Origin of the sequence: Streptomyces aquilus (assembly GCF_003955715.1) — a bacterium.
In the GTDB taxonomy this organism is placed as follows: domain Bacteria; phylum Actinomycetota; class Actinomycetes; order Streptomycetales; family Streptomycetaceae; genus Streptomyces; species Streptomyces aquilus.
Window position 1 is genome coordinate 5,448,999 of sequence record NZ_CP034463.1, and the last position, 16,247, is coordinate 5,465,245.

14 protein-coding genes and 1 tRNA gene are annotated in these 16,247 nt (G+C 69.4%); 6 read left to right on the plus strand and 9 right to left on the minus strand.

Going from position 1 to position 16,247, the window contains the following annotated elements; translation table 11 throughout:
- Window position 1: 1 nt before the first annotated feature.
- Window positions 2-739 carry a class E sortase gene (locus EJC51_RS24960; protein ID WP_166682902.1) on the plus strand — a complete coding sequence of 246 codons (738 nt, stop codon included), beginning with the start codon at window positions 2-4 and terminating at the stop codon, window positions 737-739.
- Between the two features lie 94 nt (window positions 740-833).
- On the opposite strand, the gene EJC51_RS24965 is transcribed toward EJC51_RS24960, so the two are convergent.
- From EJC51_RS24965 to EJC51_RS25000, 7 genes are all read right to left on the minus strand, one after another.
- A complete protein-coding gene (locus tag EJC51_RS24965; protein ID WP_126273112.1) occupies window positions 834-1,802 on the minus strand; it encodes a restriction endonuclease in 969 nt (322 codons plus the stop codon).
- A 146-nt stretch (window positions 1,803-1,948) separates the two neighbouring features.
- Entirely contained in the window at window positions 1,949-3,934 is a 1,986-nt protein-coding gene (gene pknB, locus EJC51_RS24970) for a Stk1 family PASTA domain-containing Ser/Thr kinase (protein WP_126273113.1), read from the minus strand.
- Between the two features lie 169 nt (window positions 3,935-4,103).
- Window positions 4,104-5,579: a penicillin-binding transpeptidase domain-containing protein gene (locus tag EJC51_RS24980; RefSeq protein ID WP_126273114.1), complete on the minus strand. Its 1,476-nt coding sequence runs from the start codon at window positions 5,577-5,579 to the stop codon at window positions 4,104-4,106.
- Complete coding sequence (locus EJC51_RS24985) at window positions 5,576-7,027, minus strand: FtsW/RodA/SpoVE family cell cycle protein (RefSeq protein WP_126273115.1); 1,452 nt, start codon at window positions 7,025-7,027, stop codon at window positions 5,576-5,578. The genes EJC51_RS24980 and EJC51_RS24985 overlap by 4 nt, the downstream gene beginning before the upstream one ends.
- A 16-nt stretch (window positions 7,028-7,043) precedes the next feature.
- Window positions 7,044-8,612 carry a Stp1/IreP family PP2C-type Ser/Thr phosphatase gene (locus tag EJC51_RS24990; RefSeq protein ID WP_126277123.1) on the minus strand — a complete coding sequence of 523 codons (1,569 nt, stop codon included), beginning with the start codon at window positions 8,610-8,612 and terminating at the stop codon, window positions 7,044-7,046.
- 95 nt (window positions 8,613-8,707) lie between these two features.
- A complete protein-coding gene (locus EJC51_RS24995; RefSeq protein WP_126273116.1) occupies window positions 8,708-9,220 on the minus strand; it encodes an FHA domain-containing protein FhaB/FipA in 513 nt (170 codons plus the stop codon).
- A gap of 10 nt (window positions 9,221-9,230) precedes the next feature.
- Complete coding sequence (locus EJC51_RS25000; RefSeq protein ID WP_126273117.1) at window positions 9,231-10,109, minus strand: FhaA domain-containing protein; 879 nt, start codon at window positions 10,107-10,109, stop codon at window positions 9,231-9,233.
- 489 nt (window positions 10,110-10,598) lie between these two features.
- Between EJC51_RS25000 and EJC51_RS25005 the strand changes: the two genes are divergently transcribed.
- Window positions 10,599-10,685 (plus strand) — tRNA-Leu (locus EJC51_RS25005).
- Between the two features lie 120 nt (window positions 10,686-10,805).
- Here the strand turns inward: EJC51_RS25005 and EJC51_RS25010 are convergent.
- Complete coding sequence (locus EJC51_RS25010; RefSeq protein WP_126273118.1) at window positions 10,806-11,459, minus strand: FMN-dependent NADH-azoreductase; 654 nt, start codon at window positions 11,457-11,459, stop codon at window positions 10,806-10,808.
- Window positions 11,460-11,601: 142 nt separating this feature from the next.
- Here EJC51_RS25010 and EJC51_RS25015 point away from each other — a divergent pair, with 142 nt between their 5' ends.
- The 4 genes from EJC51_RS25015 (at window position 11,602) to EJC51_RS25030 (ending at window position 15,053) form a co-directional block, all read left to right on the plus strand.
- Window positions 11,602-11,952 (plus strand): winged helix-turn-helix transcriptional regulator, encoded by a 351-nt coding sequence (locus EJC51_RS25015; RefSeq protein ID WP_126273119.1) that lies wholly within the window; start codon window positions 11,602-11,604, stop codon window positions 11,950-11,952.
- A 132-nt stretch (window positions 11,953-12,084) separates the two neighbouring features.
- Entirely contained in the window at window positions 12,085-13,518 is a 1,434-nt protein-coding gene (locus EJC51_RS25020; protein ID WP_126273120.1) for a DUF2252 domain-containing protein, read from the plus strand.
- 249 nt (window positions 13,519-13,767) lie between these two features.
- Window positions 13,768-14,634 carry a J domain-containing protein gene (locus tag EJC51_RS25025; protein ID WP_399579601.1) on the plus strand — a complete coding sequence of 289 codons (867 nt, stop codon included), beginning with the start codon at window positions 13,768-13,770 and terminating at the stop codon, window positions 14,632-14,634.
- 71 nt (window positions 14,635-14,705) lie between these two features.
- Complete coding sequence (locus tag EJC51_RS25030) at window positions 14,706-15,053, plus strand: rhodanese-like domain-containing protein (protein WP_126273122.1); 348 nt, start codon at window positions 14,706-14,708, stop codon at window positions 15,051-15,053.
- Between the two features lie 20 nt (window positions 15,054-15,073).
- Here the strand turns inward: EJC51_RS25030 and EJC51_RS25035 are convergent, their stop codons facing one another.
- Window positions 15,074-16,207, minus strand: coding sequence for an acyl-CoA dehydrogenase family protein (locus tag EJC51_RS25035; RefSeq protein WP_126273123.1), 1,134 nt, complete (start codon window positions 16,205-16,207; stop codon window positions 15,074-15,076).
- Window positions 16,208-16,247: the final 40 nt, after the last annotated feature.

The window sequence follows — 16,247 nt, forward strand, 5'->3', positions numbered from 1 at the left end:
AGTGGCAGCCACCACCGACCACCAAGAGCACACCGACATGCCTTCCGCTCCGCGCCGCCGCCGCGGCATGGGCCCGATCGCGACGGCGGTCAGTGTCTTCGGTGAACTCCTCATCACGGCGGGCCTGATTCTGGGCCTGTTCGTCGTCTACTCCTTGTGGTGGACGAACGTCATCGCCGACCGCGCGGCGGACAAGCAGGCCGACAAGGTCCGTGACAACTGGGCCCAGGACACGGGCCCTGGTGCACTGGACACCGGTGCGGGCATCGGCTTCCTGCACGTGCCCGCGATGAGGAACGGCGAGGTCCTGGTCGAGAAGGGCACGTCGACGAAGATCCTGAACGACGGTGTGGCCGGCTACTACACGGACCCGGTGAAGGCGACGCTGCCGATGTCCGACAAGGACGGCAACTTCTCCCTGGCCGCCCACCGGGACGGCCACGGCGCCAAGTTCCACAACATCGACAAGATCGAGAAGGGCGACCCGATCGTCTTCGAGACGAAGGACAAGTGGTACGTCTACAAGGCGTACGCGATCCTTCCGGAGACGTCGAAGTACAACGTGAAGGTGCTGGGCGCGATCCCGAAGGAGTCGGGGAAGAAGAACGCCGGCAAGTACATCACGCTGACCACCTGCACGCCGGTGTACACGTCTCGGTATCGGTATGTGGTGTGGGGGGAGCTGGTGCGGGTGGAGAAGGTGGATGGGGAGCGGACGTTGCCTAAGGAACTTCAGTAGGTTTCGAGAGTGACATGCCGTCACTCTCGGTATGAGCGGGGCCCGAAGCCGCAACTACCCTTTGCGGCTTCGGGCCCTTTGCGTCATGCCGTATCTACTCCAGGACCTTCAGCGGCTCCCCGGTGCTCCATTCCTCCAGCACGCCGCGGTGTACGGCGGTGATCCCCGTTTCGGCGGCGAGGGCGAGGGCCTCGGGGGTGAAGGGACACGTCGCGACGAAGAGGGCCACTTCCGCGCTGTACAGCACCTTCGCCGATCCGATGAACTTCTGGATGTCGGAGCTTGCGATGGTGAGGTAGGGGGCGCGCCTCTTGCACTGGACGACCATGCGTCGTCCGTCGGCCGTGAGCCCGATGAGGTCGACGCCTCTGTCTCCGTGACCGCCCTGTACGACGACGTTGGTGCAGCCGTCCCGCACCAGCAGCTTGGCGATGTGACGCTCGAACGCGCTGCCGTTCATGGCGTCCATGGCGGCCATGACGCCGATGGCGGGTCGGTCGTCCCGTACCCCTTCGAGCCTTTTCAGTCGCTCGTGGTGCCGACGAAGCCGCCGCTCGATGCGCTGGACGCCGGTGCGCAGGGCGATGAGTTCCCTTCGGTGTTCGCCCGAGGTCTCGATCAGGGCGTTGAACATGGGGACGACGGTCTTGCCGAGGATGTGGGTGATGCGTTGGTCGATGCGGTCGTCGAGGTTGTCGGAGGCTGTGGACGGGGCGGGCGCGGAGTTATCCACAGGCTGGGTGCGGGCCAGGTACTCCATGTCGAGGAGGTACACACGCACCTGACGTGCGACTTCGCTGTCGCGGAGGAGCATGGCGACGTTGAGGACGGCTCGGCGGGAGAAGAGCGCGAGGGATGCGGTGCGCGACTGAATCCCACTGAGCTCCTTAAAGGAGCTCAGTTCTGAACCTGTCAAAACTCGGGTGGTTGCGACCATCGCCGTGGTCACATGCATCCCGTCCGGCAGCAGCGACAGCGCCTTGACTCTGTCGAGTACGTCGGTCCGTTCCAGCACGCTGTCGCGCAGGCTCTTCGATTCCAGCAGCGCGGATTCGTTGATCATGGTTCGCCCTTCTGTTCGGTGTTTGGACTGATCAACGAGTTGTCGTATGTAAGGACACGAGTGCGACTGAGCCCCGGCCCCCTGAGATTCAGGGAGCCGGGGCTCAGTCGTTGCCGTATGTCGGCGTCAGTCCTTCGTCGGGACGCCTATCCGGTCGTACCGCCGAAGAAGTTGGTGCCGCCGTTGTTGCCGCCGCCGCCCTGGTCGGTGGTGAACAGGGTGACGGTCTCGCCCTTGTTGATCGTGCTGCCCGGTTGCGGGTTGGAGGTGACGACCGTGGCGTTGCCGTCCTGGGAGCCCTGGACCTGTACCTGGAGGCCGAGGCCCTGGAGCGTGTTCCTGACGTCGTTCAGCTTCTTGCCAGCGATGTCCTGGGGGATCTGGACCTGCTGGTTCTCCTTGGCCTTACCGATGTGGATCGTCACGGTCGAGCCCTTGTCGACCGAGTTGCCGATGCCCGGGTCGGTGCTGATGACCTTGTCGACCAGGTTGGGGTCGTCGGTCTCCGAGTCGGTGACGCAGTTGCCGGTGAGGTCGTTCTGTGTCATCAGGGCCTTGGCTTCGTCGCAGGTCTTGCCGGCGACGTCCGGAACTGTGGACTTCTTGACCTCGACGGCGACCGTGAGGGTGATCGTCGAGCCCTTCTCCACCTGCTTATTGAAGACCGGATCCTGGTCGAGGACGGAGCCCGCTTCCTCCGTGGACTCCTTCTCCTTCTTCTTGACGACCAGACCGAAGTCCGGGCCTTCGAGCCTCGCCTTGGCGTCGTCGTACTGGTCGCCGATCACGCTCGGCACGGTGACCTTCGGGGCGCCCGTCGAGACCACCAGCTCGACGGTGGACTTCTTGTCGACCTTGGTGCCCGCTTCGGGGTTCTGGTCGCAGATGTTGCCCTTGGGCTGGTCCTCGCACTCCTTCTTGGTGAAGGTCAGCTGTAGATCGCTGTTCGTCGCCATGGTCTTGGCGTTCTCTTGCGTCTCGCCGACAAACGTCGGCACCGCCACCTTGTCATCGGCCGCGTTGTTGCCGCTGAACGCCCACTTCCCGATCAGGATCGCGCCGATCAGGACCAGGACCGCCGCCACGACCAGCAGGATCGTGGAGGTGTTGTTCTTCTTCTGGCGGCGGCGGTCAGGGCGGTCGTCGTAACCGCCGTAGCCCGGGTCGTCCGGGTTCATCGGCGGGAGCATCGACGTGGCGCCGGCGTCCGTCGAGCGGAGCGCGGTGGTCGGCTGGTCGTCGGGGTAGCCGCCGTAGCCGACCGAACCCATCGCCGCCGTGGCCGCGACCGGCTGGCCGTCGAGGCACGCCTCGATGTCGATGCGCATCTCGTCGGCGGACTGGTAGCGGTAGTTCGGGTCCTTGACCAGGGCCTTCAGGACGATCGCGTCCATCTCGGGCGTGATCTCGGGGTCGAAGACCGACGGGGGCTGTGCTTCCTCGCGGACGTGTTGGTAGGCCACCGCGACCGGAGAGTCGCCCACGAAGGGAGGCCTGACCGTCAGCAGTTCGTACAGCAGGCAGCCCGTGGAGTAGAGGTCCGAGCGCGCGTCGACCTGCTCGCCCTTCGCCTGCTCCGGTGACAGGTACTGCGCCGTGCCGATCACCGCGGACGTCTGGGTCATCGTCATGCCGGAGTCGCCCATGGCGCGGGCGATGCCGAAGTCCATGACCTTGACCTGGCCGTTGCGCGTCAGCATGACGTTGGCTGGCTTGATGTCGCGGTGGACGATCTGGTTGCGGTGGGAGTACTCCAGGGCCTGGAGGATGCCGATCGTCATCTCCATCGCCCGCTCCGGCAGGAGCTTGCGGCCGGAGTGGAGCAGCTCACGGAGCGTGGAGCCGTCGACGTACTCCATGACGATGTACGGGATCGAGACCCCGTCGATGTAGTCCTCGCCCGTGTCGTAGACCGCGACGATCGCGGGATGGTTGAGCGAGGCGGCCGACTGGGCCTCCCGGCGGAACCGGGCCTGGAAGGACGGGTCGCGCGCGAGGTCGGCGCGCAGCGTCTTCACCGCCACGGTGCGGCCGAGGCGGGTGTCATGCGCGAGGTAGACCTCCGCCATGCCACCACGACCGAGCACCTGGCCCAGTTCGTACCGGCCGCCGAGGCGACGCGGCTCTTCCATAGTTCCCTACCAGCCCTCTCCGTCGGTCCCGACCGGCACTGGTGTGCGGTCGGGGGCTGCCGTCCGGGCCTACCGTACCCGGCTGGCTTTGTGTGACCTGGCCAAGCCCGTCACCCGATACAGGACCGGTATCCCAACGTGCACGGATGTGAAGGGGGCGTGATGGGGGTCACTTCTTGGAGTTGATGACCGCCTCCATGACGCTCTTGGCGATCGGTGCCGCGAGGCCGCTGCCGGAGATGTTCTCGCGGACGGCGGTCTCGTCCTCGACGACCACGGCCACGGCGACCGGCTTGCTGCCGTCGGCGAGCTTGGCGTACGAGATGAACCAGGCGTACGGGTTCTTGCTGTTGTTCTCGCCGTGCTGGGCGGTACCGGTCTTGCCGCCGACCGTGACGCCGCCCCCGATCTTGGCAGTGGTACCGGTGCCCTTCTCGACCACGGTCTCCATCATCGACTGGAGGATCTGCGCGTTGTCCGGCGACAGCGGCTGGCTCAGTTCCGCCGGGTCGTTCTTCGCGATGGTGTCCAGGTTCGGGGCCTGGAGCTCGTCGACCATGTACGGCTTCATGAGCTTGCCGTCGTTGGCGACCGCGGAGGCGACCATGGCCATCTGGAGCGGGGTGGCGGCGGTGTTGTACTGGCCGATGGAGGACAGGGCGACCTGGGAGTCGTTCATGCCCTCGGAGAAGACGGAGGCGCTGGAGCGGACCGGGGTGAACTGCTCCTCGGTGAAGCCGAACTTCTTGGCCTCGTCCAGCATCTTGTCGTTGCCGAGGTCGTAGCCGGCCTTGCCGAAGACGGTGTTGCAGGACCACTGCAGGGCGACGCGCAGGGTGGCGTTCTCGCAGGGGATGTTGCCCTCGTTCTTCAGCGGGGTCGTGGTGCCCGGCATGGTCCAGGGCAGTGGCGACTTCGTCTTCTCGTCGGCGCTGGAGTACAGGCCGTTCTCCAGGGCCGCCGCCGCGGTGACGACCTTGAAGGTGGAACCGGGCGGGTAGACCTCGCGCAGGGCCCGGTTGAGCATCGGGTCGTCGGGGTTGTTCTTCTTGTCGAGCTTCTTCCAGGCCTCGGCGTCGGAGTCGCCGCCGCCGGCGATCGTTCCGGGGTCGTACGACGGGTAGGAGGCCAGCGCCAGGATCTTGCCGGTGGACGGCTCCAGGGCGACGACGGCGCCCTTGCCGCGCTTGGCGAGGCCCTCGTAGGCGGCCTTCTGGGCGGCGGCGTTGAGGGTGGTCACGACGTTGCCGCCCTCCTTCGCCTTGCCCGTGATCATGTCGAGGGTGTTGCGGAAGAAGAGCCGGTCGTCGTTGCCGGTGAGGATGCCGTCCTCGATGGACTCCAGCTGGTTGGCGCCGTAGGACTGCGAGACGAACCCGGTGACCGGCGCCCACATGGCGCCGTTCTTGTAGGTGCGCTTGAACTTGAAGTCGCCGGTGGTCGTTTCCTTGTGCCCGGTGATGGCCTTGCCGTCGACGATGATGTCGCCGCGCGGGGTGGCGTAGCGCTCAATGGCGACGCGGCGGTTGTCGGTGTCGGTCCTGAGCTCGTCGGCCTTGACGTACTGGAGCCAGTTGTCGCGGATGAGCAGGGCGAGGACGAGCAGCCCGCAGAAGATCGCGATCCGGCGCAGGGGCTTGTTCATGACGGGCGGACCACCTGGGTCATCTCGGCGTCGGGGTTCGGGGCGGGGGCGGGGGCCGGGCGGCGTGCGGTGTCGCTGATGCGGATCAGGATGCCGATGAGGGCCCAGTTGGCGATGACGGAGGATCCGCCGTACGCCAGGAAGGGCATCGTCATACCGGTCAGCGGGATGAGGCCCATGACACCGCCGGCCACGACGAAGACCTGGAGTGCGAAGGCGCCGGACAGGCCGACCGCCAGCAGCTTGCCGAAGGGGTCGCGGGCGGCGAGGGCGGTTCGTACGCCGCGTTCCACGATCAGGCCGTAGATCAGCAGGATGGCCATGACGCCGGCCAGGCCGAGTTCCTCGCCGAAGGTGGCGAGGATGAAGTCGGAGTTGGCGGCGAAGCGGATGAGCTCGGAGTGACCCTGGCCCCAGCCGGTGCCGAGGGTGCCGCCGGAGCCGAAGGCCCACAGGGCCTGCATGGCCTGCTCGGAGTGGACGATGCCGTCGTTGCTGCCGTTGCGGCTGAGCAGGTACTCATGCATCGGGTCGAGCCAGGCCTGGACGCGGGTCTGGACGTGCGGTTCGAAGCTGGCGACGCCGACGGCGCCGGCCGCAGACATCAGCAGACCGAAGACGATCCAGCTGGTCCGCTCCGTGGCGACGTACAGCATGATGACGAACATCCCGAAGAACAGCAGGGACGTACCGAGGTCGGTCTCGAAGACGAGGATGAGGATCGAGATCATCCAGACGACGACGATGGGTCCCAGGTCGCGGCCGCGGGGCAGGTACAGGCCCATGAAGCGGCGGCTGGCCAGAGCGAGCGCGTCGCGCTTGACCATGAGGTAGCCGGCGAAGAAGATCGCCAGCACGATCTTGGCGAACTCACCGGGCTGGATGGTGAAGCTGCCGACCTGGATCCAGATCTTGGCGCCGTAGGTGATGTTGGCGCCGAGGCCCGGGACGAGTGGGAGCAGCAGCAGGAACAGCGCGCCGGCCATCGAGATGTATGTGTAGCGCTGCAGGGTGCGGTGGTCCTTGAGGAAGATCAGCACGGCGATGAAGAGGGTGATGCCCATCGCGGTGTAGATCAGCTGGTTGGTGGCCTTGCCACCGGCCTGTCCGATCTGCTGCAGCAGTTTCGACTGGTCCAGCCGCCAGATGGCCACCAGTCCGAGCCCGTTCAGCAGGGTCGCCAGCGGCAGCAGCAGCGGGTCGGCGTACGGTGCGAACTTTCGTACGGCGAGATGGCCGACGCCCGCCAGGAGCCCGAGCCCCAGGCCATAGCCCAGCAGACCGGCGGGCAGCTCGTCGTTGATGGCGAGGCCCACGTTGGCGTAGGCGAACACCGGGATGACGACGGCGAACACGAGCAGTGCGAGCTCGGTGTTGCGTCGGCTCGGCGTGCCGATCGAGCCGATCGTGGACGTGTGGTGCGTCGGCGAGTTGGTGGTACTGCTCATCGTGTGACGGGGCCTCTCACGTACCGCACTTGCCCGCGACCTGCTTCTCTTCGTCCGAGAGCGTGGGGCCGGGGGTGGGAGTGGGCGCGGTCGGGGTTGCGGACGCGTTCGGGGTCGGTGAGGTCGAGGTGTTCGGGCTGGGCGATGCCTTGGACGTCAGGGAGGAGCGGGTGGTTCCCGTGGTCCCTCCTGCCTCGCCTTCACCGGTCTTGGAGTTCTTCTCGCTCTCGGTCGCCTGCGCCTCGGCCACCTTGCGGCACGCGGAGGCCTGCACGGAGAGTTCGTCGATCTTCTTCTGGGCGGTCTTCAGGCCGCCTTCCGCGATGGTGTTCTCGACGAGCTCCTGCTGGTACGGCTGCAGGTACTTGAGTTCGATCTTCGGGTAGTCCTTCTCCACCTTCGACAGCGAGACCCAGGCGAGGTCCTGGCTGATGCCGCGGTAGAGGGCGACGTGGTCGCCGTTGGCGGCGACGTAGTACTGGGTCTGGGTCCAGCGGTAGCCGCCGTAGAGCCCGCCGCCGATGACGCCGAGGGCGAGCGCGATGTAGAGGGATCTCTTCAGCCACTTACGGCCCTTGCGGGGCTTGACGAAGTCGTCGTCGGAGTAGCCGCCGAAGCCGTCGGTGGAGATGAAACCGGTCACGTCGCCGGAGCCGGGCGGGCCGAACTCGCCGCCCCCGCCGCCCTGTCCGGGGACCTGGCGGCCGAGCCCGGAGGCGCGTCCGGCGGGGGTCTGCATGATGCCGTTGTCGTGCAGGTGGTTCTGGTTCTCGGCGACGGCGCCGACCACGACCGGGGTGTCGTGCAGCTGCCCGGCGAGGGTGTCGCCGGTGTCGAGGTCGAGGACGTCGGCGACGATGACGGTGATGTTGTCGGGGCCGCCGCCGCGCAGTGCGAGCTCGATGAGCTGCTGGACGGTCTCCTGCGGGCCCTGGTAGCTGGCGAGGGTCTCTTCCAGGGTCTGGTGGGAGACGACGCCGGAGAGGCCGTCGGAGCAGATCAGGTAGCGGTCGCCGGCGCGGACCTCGCGGATGGAGAGGTCGGGCTCGACGTGCTCGCCGCTGCCCAGCGCGCGCATCAGCAGGGAGCGCTGCGGGTGGGTGGTGGCTTCTTCCTCGGTGATGCGGCCCTCGTCGACCAGACGCTGCACCCAGGTGTGGTCCTGGGTGATCTGGGTCAGGACGCCGTCGCGCAGCAGGTATGCGCGGGAGTCGCCGACGTGGACGAGGCCGAGGCGCTGGCCCGTCCAGAGGAGGGCGGTGAGCGTCGTGCCCATGCCTTCGAGCTGCGGGTCCTCCTCGACCATGGAGCGCAGCTGGTCGTTGGCGCGCTGCACGGCGATGCCGAGGGAGGTGAGGACGTCGGAGCCGGGGACGTCGTCGTCGAGGGCGACGATGGTGGAGATGGCCTCGGAGGAGGCGACCTCACCGGCGGCGGCGCCGCCCATGCCGTCGGCGATCGCGAGCAGTCGGGGACCGGCGTATCCGGAGTCCTCGTTGCCCTCCCGGATCATGCCTTTGTGCGATCCGGCGGCGAAGCGCAGTGACAGACTCATGCGCACCTCGCCCGTCGGCTCCGGATACATCCGCACGGTGCCCACCCTCCGGTCGGGAGCGCGCCGGGGCCCGGGGTGGGGGCCGCTGCGTGCTCGCTCCGCTCGCGCCTATTCATGATGTAGCACTACTTCCGCAGCTCGATGACGGTCTTGCCGATGCGGATCGGCGCGCCCAGCGGAATCGGTGTGGGGGTCGTCAGCCGGTTTCGGTCCAGGTACGTGCCGTTGGTGGAGCCGAGGTCCTCGACGATCCACTGGCCGTCCCGGTCCGGGTAGATCCGCGCGTGGCGGCTGGAGGCGTAGTCGTCGTCCAGCACGATGGTGCTGTCGTGCGCCCGGCCGAGCGTGATGGTCTGGCCCTGGAGCGCGACGGTGGTGCCGGTGAGGGTGCCCTCGGAGACGACCAGCTTGGTGGGGGCGTTGCGGCCGCGGCGGCCGCCGGCGCTCTGCTGGCGCTGCTGCGGGGGCGCCTGCTGCCGCTGGGCCTGCTGAGGCCGGGCGGCCTCACGCCGGGAGCCGCGCTGGGTGACGCGCGTACCGAACAGGTCGCTGCGGATGACCTGCACGGCCACGATCACGAACAGCCACAGTACGGCCAGGAAACCCAGCCGCATGACCGTGAGGGTCAGCTCTGACATTGCCCCCGCTTCACCCTTCGGCTTGCCTATAGATAACGGTGGTGCTGCCCACGACGATCCGCGAGCCGTCGCGGAGCGTAGCGCGGGTGGTGTGCTGTCCGTCCACCACGATGCCGTTGGTGGACCCGAGATCCTGGATCGTCGAGGGCGAACCGGTCCGGATCTCGCAGTGCCGGCGGGAGACGCCGGGGTCGTCGATCCGCACGTCGGCCTCGGTGCTGCGGCCCAGCACGAGTGTCGCGCGGGAGATCTGGTGGCGGGCGCCGTTGATCTCGATCCAGTGGCGGGTGCGGCCGCCGGGCGCCGGGGCGCCGACGGGTCCGCCGGCGCGCGGTGCCTGGGCGGGCTGCGGGTAGCCGTAGCCGCCGGGGCGTCCGCCGGGGGGCGGCGCGGCCGGCATGGGAGGGGCGCTGGCGGGCGCGGCGGCCTGAGGGTAGCCGTAGCCGCTCGGCGCCGTGGGCCGGCCGGCCGGGGCGGCGGGTGCTGCCGGGGCGCCGGGGCCCTGCTGGTCGGTGGAGGAGGCGAGCGTACGGCTGCGCACCCGGTACAGGCCGGTGTCGAGGTCGTCGGCCTTCTCCAGGTGGACCTTGATCGGGCCCATGAAGGTGTAGCGCTGCTGCTTGGCGTAGTCGCGGACCATGCCGGCGAGCTCGTCGCCGAGCTGGCCGGAGTAGGGGCTGAGCCGCTCGAAGTCCGGTGTGCTCAGCTCCACGATGAAGTCGTTGGGTACGACGGTCCGGTCGCGGTTCCAGATCGTCGCGTTGTTGTCGCACTCGCGCTGGAGTGCGCCGGCGATCTCCACGGGCTGGACCTCGGACTTGAACACCTTGGCGAAGGTGCCGTTGACCAGACCTTCGAGACGCTGCTCGAACTTCTTCAGGACTCCCATGGGGCACCTCCTCCGTAGCTGCTGCCGTCCTGCACCCCGCAGAGCGGGTACTGCCTTACCTGGTACTGCACCTGGTACTGCTTACTGATCGTATCCACGCGCGGGTGGATCGGCTGGTTCCCCCTGTCGGCCTCGTCGACGGGTGTCGACGCCTCCGAAGTTCCCTGTGGAGCTCGTCTTCGAACTCCCGTGGCCGACTCCTCCTTGTCAAGGATCGTAGAGGCGGCCGCAGACCAGTGTCCCGCACCTGACTGTGGACCCCGACCGGCTCCTGGGGAGACGGACGGGACCGGTACGAGGTTGATACGTGAACCGGTCGACGTTGATACGTAGCCGGAGGGGCGGGGGTTCGGTGCCGTCGGAGGAACGTCCTGGTCGGCTGCTGCCCCGGGGAAAGGGATGTGAACCCACCCCGGCCAGCGTGCTAATGTTCTGGGTGTCGGAAGGCGCCAGGCCCGAAAGGGAGCAGGGCCCGAGGACACACCCAATGCGCGGGTGGCGGAATAGGCAGACGCGCTGGATTCAGGTTCCAGTGCCCGCAAGGGCGTGGGGGTTCAACTCCCCCCTCGCGCACCAGCTGAAAGCCCCCAGGTCTCAGACCTGGGGGCTTTCGCGTTGTCCGGCCGCACATCCTGCGAGTGCCGGTGGTGAGGACAATCACATGAGATGTGGCGGCCGGTGGCGGAGGCTACGCGGCTATGCGGCCAGGCGTTCGGTGAGTTCCTTCGCCTTGGTCGTCGCGTCCTCGAGGGCGCGCTCGCGGGAGGCCTCGTAGAGGGGGACCAGTTCGGTCATCGCCGGGTTCTGCGGGGCCATGGTCAGCTCCGGGACGATGAAGTCGACGTCCAGGCCGAGGGTGTCGGCGAGGACCGCCCGCAGGTAGGTCTGCACGTACTCGTAGTCCTCGCGCGGGGTGCCCGGTGCGTACGAGCCGCCGCGGCTGGCGACGATGGTGACCGGGGTCCCCTTGATCTTGGAGTCCTCCGCCATGAAGGTGCGGCCCGCGAGGATCACGTTGTCCAGCCAGGCCTTCAGGGTCGAGGGGATCGAGTAGTTGTACATGGGGGCGCCGATCAGCACCGCGTCCGCCCCTTCCAGCTCCTCGATCAGCGCCACGCGCGCGGCGAAGGCGGCGGCCTGCTCGGGGGTGTGGGTCGCCGGATCGGAGAAGCCGGCGAGGTGGGCGTCGGCGGTGAGGTGCGGCACGGGGTCGGTGGCGAGGTCGCGGTAGATCACCGTGCCCTGCGGGTGCTGCTCCTCCCAGGTCCTGCGGAAGGCGTCCGTGACGGGGCGGGAGGCGGAGGCGCCGTGCGGGAAGACGGAGGAGTCGATGTGGAGCAGCGTGGCCATGAGGGTCTCCAGGGAAGAGGCTCGCTGTGAGCAGCCAAGGGCAGGGGCTCGCGTGAGCGGCTAATAATTCGTACTCGACTATGAATAACACAGGGGCTTACTTTTTTTCATCCCCCTACGGACAGGGCAGTACCCTGGAGGCATGGCGGGCGAGCTGATTCACGGCACCGAAGCGTGCAAGCGGGTCGACGACGGGATCAGCCGCGTCTTCCAGCTGCTGGGGAAGCGCTGGACCGGGCCGATCGTGGCCGTCCTCACCCCGGGACCGGCGTACTTCGTCGATCTGCGCCGGGCGGTCCCCGGCATCAGCGAACGGATGCTGTCCGACCGCCTCACCGAGCTCGCCGCCGCGGGACTCGTCGTGCGCGAGGTCGACGAGGGGCCGCCGCTGCGGGTGTCGTACCGGCTCACGGAGGCGGGGGCCGCGCTGGAGCCGGCGTTCGCGGAGCTGGGACGGTGGGCGGAGCAGTACCTGCCGGGGGGCGGATGCTGAGCCGCACGCCCAGGCGGTGCGTTTTCCACAGCGGTGGAGTTGTCCACAGGGTCTGACGCGTTTCGGCCACCGGCTGTACGGTCTGGACGAGTTGATGTTCGGGCGCGTGCGTGGTCGGGGGAGGCGGTCGGGATGACCGAGGTCGGTGCAGAAGCTGTCGTGCGGGTTTCCGCGGAGGCGGGGCGCAGGCTGCCCCGGGTGCGCGGCTTCGCCGCATGGCCCGTGCAGGGGTCGCCCAAAGAAGAGGGCAAGTCGCTGCGGGGCACGGTCCCGCGCAGTGCGCACGCCGCGCTCGACCTGGACGGCTCCCGTCCGGACGCGGTCGGCGCGGTCGAGGAGTCCAGCAGCGGACGCCTTCCTCACCTCACCCCGATCCGCGTCGGCCGGATGGCGGCCACACCCTTCGCGTTCCTGCGCGGCTCCGCCGGACTCATGGCGTACGACCTGGCGCGCACCCCCATGACCCGGATCGTCGCCCAGCTCTGCGGCGACGCCCACGCGGCCAACTTCGGTCTCTACGGCGACGCGCGCGGCGACCTCGTCATGGACCTCAACGACTTCGACGAGACGGTGCCGGGCCCCTGGGAGTGGGACCTCAAGCGGCTCGCGGCCTCGCTGGTGCTCGCGGGCCGGGAGGCGGGCGCGGACGAGGACACCTGCCGCCAGGCGGCGCACGGCGCGGTGGGCGCCTACCGCCGCACCATGCGCCTGCTCGCCAAGCTCCCGGTGCTGGACGCGTGGAACGCCATCGCGGACGAGGAGCTCGTCTCCCACACCGACGCCCATGACCTGGTCGGCACTCTGCAACGGGTCTCGGAGAAGGCGCGGGCCAACACCAGCGGCCGGTTCGCCGCGAAGTCGACCGAGCCGACCGGGGACGGCGGGCGCCGCTTCGTCGACGCGGCGCCGGTGCTGCGCCGGGTGCCGGACGCGGAGGCCGCGGCCGTCGCCGGCTCCCTGGAGGAGTATCTGGACACGCTCTCCGAGGACCGCCTGCCGCTCCTGTCCCGGCACGCGGTCCACGACGTCGCGTTCCGGGTCGTCGGCACGGGCAGCGTGGGCACCCGCTCGTACGTCGTCCTGCTCCTCGACCACCGCGGCGAACCGCTGGTCCTCCAGGTCAAGGAGGCCCGCCCCTCGGTGCTGCTGCCGCACCTGGTGACCGCCGGCTTCGAGGCGCCCGCCGCCGGGCACGAGGGCCGCCGGGTGGTGCTCGGGCAGAAGCGCATGCAGGTCGTCAGCGACATCCTGCTGGGCTGGACGACCGTCGACGGCCGGCCCTTCCAGGTACGGCAGTTCCGCAACCGCAAGGGCAGCGTCGACCCCGCCGCGCTCGCCGCCGACCAGATAGACGACTACGGCCGCATGACCGGGGCCCTCCTGGCCCGCGCCCACTCCCACAGCACCGACCCGCGCCTGGTCGCCGGGTACTGCGGCAAGAGCGAGGAACTCGACGAGGCGATCGCGACGTTCGCCGTCACCTACGCCGACCGCACGGAGGCGGACCACGCGGAACTGGTGGCGGCGGTGCGAGCGGGGCGGATCGCGGGGGAGATGGGGGTCTGAGGGGGGGAGGGGGGATGGGTGCCGGGTGGTAGAGGACGGTGGTGGGGGCTGACCTGCGCGGTGCCGGGCCGGTGTGGGGCTGACCTGCGCGGTGCCGGGCCGGTGTGGGGCTGACCTGCGCGGTGCCGGGCCGGTGTGGGGCTGACCTGCGCGGTGCCGGGGTGATGTGGGGCTGACGTGCGCTGTGGCGGGCGGGGCGGCGTATGCCGTGCCGGGGGTGGCGCCCCGGTCGTGGCCTACGCTGGTCGGGTGACGACCCCGGAAGCTGAGCAGGGTGGTGTCGCCGGCGGGACGCGGGCGGTGCCCGAGGAGGGTGTGCTCCGGCCGGAGGGCGGTGAGCCCAGGCCCGAGGAGCGGCTTGAGCGGGCCGTGCGGGCCGCCGAGCAGGCGCTGATCGAGTACGAGATCGCGGTGGAGACCTTCCGGGTCGAGGTCGAGAACTTCTCGCGGCTGCATCATCAGAGGCTCGGCCCGATGTACACCCGCCTCGACGAGCTGGACGCGCAGATCGCCGAGGCCAGGGCTGCCCGCAGCGGTGACCCCGAGGACCGGCGCAAGGCGGACGAGGCCCGGGCCCGGGTGATGCCGATGCCGGCCGTGGAGGAGCTGTTCCACGGCTGGATGGACGGCGACGGGCTGTTCCCGGAGGCCGCCGCGATGCTCACGGACCAGCCGGTGCGGCCCCCGCAGCGGGTGCGGCCCAGTGACGAGGCCCGCAAGCTCTACCGCGAGCTGGCCCGCAAGGCCCACCCCGACCTGGCCCAGGACGAGACCGAGCGGGCCCGGCGCGAGGAGTTCATCACCCGTGTCAACGCCGCCTACAGCCGCGGCGACGAACCGCTGCTGCGGGAACTCGCCGAGGAGTGGGCGGCCGGGCCCAAGCCGCCCGAGCAGCGGCCGTCGGAGAGCGAGGAGCTCTACGCCCGCCTCGAATGGCTCGCCCAGCGCAAGGAACTGCTGACCGTCGTGGCGCGGGAGCTGGAGGAGAGCGCGATCGGCGCGATGCTCCGCCTCGCCCCCGACGACCCCGACCGCCTCCTGGAGGAGATCGCCGAGCAGCTCCTCGCGCAGGTCGCGGAGCGGGAGCGGGAGCTGGCGGAGCTGCTGAGCCAGTAGGCGGGGCAGTGGCCGGGGGTGCGTGTACGCCGGGCAGAAGGGCTCCGGCGGGGCTCAGGTAGCCTCGGGACATGAGTTTTGGTGCTGCTTTGCCTTCGGTGGACGTCGCCGGCGTTCCCTCCGACGCTCTCGTGCTGGACGTCCGTGAGGCCGAGGAGTGGGCCGCCGGGCATGTCGAGGGTGCCCTGCACGTCCCGATGAGTGACTTCGTGGCCCGGTTCGGTGAGGTGACCGAGGCGGTGGCGGAGGGGCGGCGCGCCTATGTGATGTGTCGCGTCGGCGGCCGTTCCGCGCAGGTCACCCAGTATCTGGTGCAGCAGGGCATCGACGCGGTGAACATCGACGGCGGCATGCTGGCCTGGGAAGGCGCCGGACGCCCGATGGTGACGGACAACGGCTCTCCCGCCTTCGTCCTCTAGCGGACCGGACCGGGTCGGCGTCAGCCCAGCGGGTGGGTCGCCAGCAGGTCGCCGAGGGCGTCCTCGTGGGCCGCCGCCGGGCCGAGCGACAGCTCCAGGTGCTTGGCCCAGGCGTGGTACCGGTGCAGGGGGTAGTCGACGTCGGCGCCGAAGCCGCCGTGCAGATGCTGTGCCGTCTGCACGATCCGCCGGACGCCCTCCGAGGCCCAGATCTTGGCCACGGCGACGTCACCGGAGACCGGCAGCGTCCCGTGCGTCCCGGAACCGAGCCGCCAGGCGGCCTGCCACAGGGTGGCCTCCATGGCCTTGAGGTCGATGTAGCGGTCGGCGGCCTGCACGGCGACCGCCTGGAACGTGGCGACCGGGAACCCGAACTGCTCCCGCTTGCCGGTGTACTCGCTGGTCATGCGCAGCACTTGGAGACCGAGCCCGAGCGCCTGCGCACAGGTCCCGACAGTCAGCAGATGACGCAGCCACTCCCAGGCGCCCTCCGCGTCGAGCACGTCCCGCGCCGCGATCCGCGCCGACTCCAGGCGCAGCTCGCCCAGCCGCTCCCCCGTCGTGGAGAACTGCTCGGCGAGGACCACCCCGGCACGGTCCGGCGCCACCAGCGCGAGCACCGCGTGACCGGCGGCCGTGTGTGCGGGTACGACGACGAGGTCGGCGTCGTACGCCCACGGCACCGCCGTCTGCATCCCGTCCAGTACCCACTCGGCGTCCTCCTGCCGTGCGGTCACGGCGAGTTCGGCCGGGTCGTGGCCGGTGCGGCCGCTCGCGGCGACCGTGAGGACCAGCTCACCGCGGCCCGCCCGCTCCAGCAGGGCGGACTTCAACTCCGCGCCGCCGTACGCCTGTACGGCGGCCATGGCGGCGCTGCTCTCCAGCAGCGGCACCCGGGCCAGCACCTTCGCCGACTCGCTCAGCACCAGGCACAGGGCGACGGCGTCCAGGCCGGCCCCGCCGTACGCGCCGTCCAGCAGCAGACTGAGCAGGTCCGCGTCGGCGAGCTTGCGCCACAGCGCGCGGTCGAAGGTGTCGGCGACGGCGCCCACGGCGAGCGCGGGGCTGGGGACCGCGTCCGGTGCGACCCCGGCGAAGACCCCGCGTGCCGCCTCGGCCGCCGCCTGCTGCTCCTCGGTGAAGCTGAAGTCCACGGTCCTGTCCTCCCGACGGGTGGCCGATCGACGAGGCGAC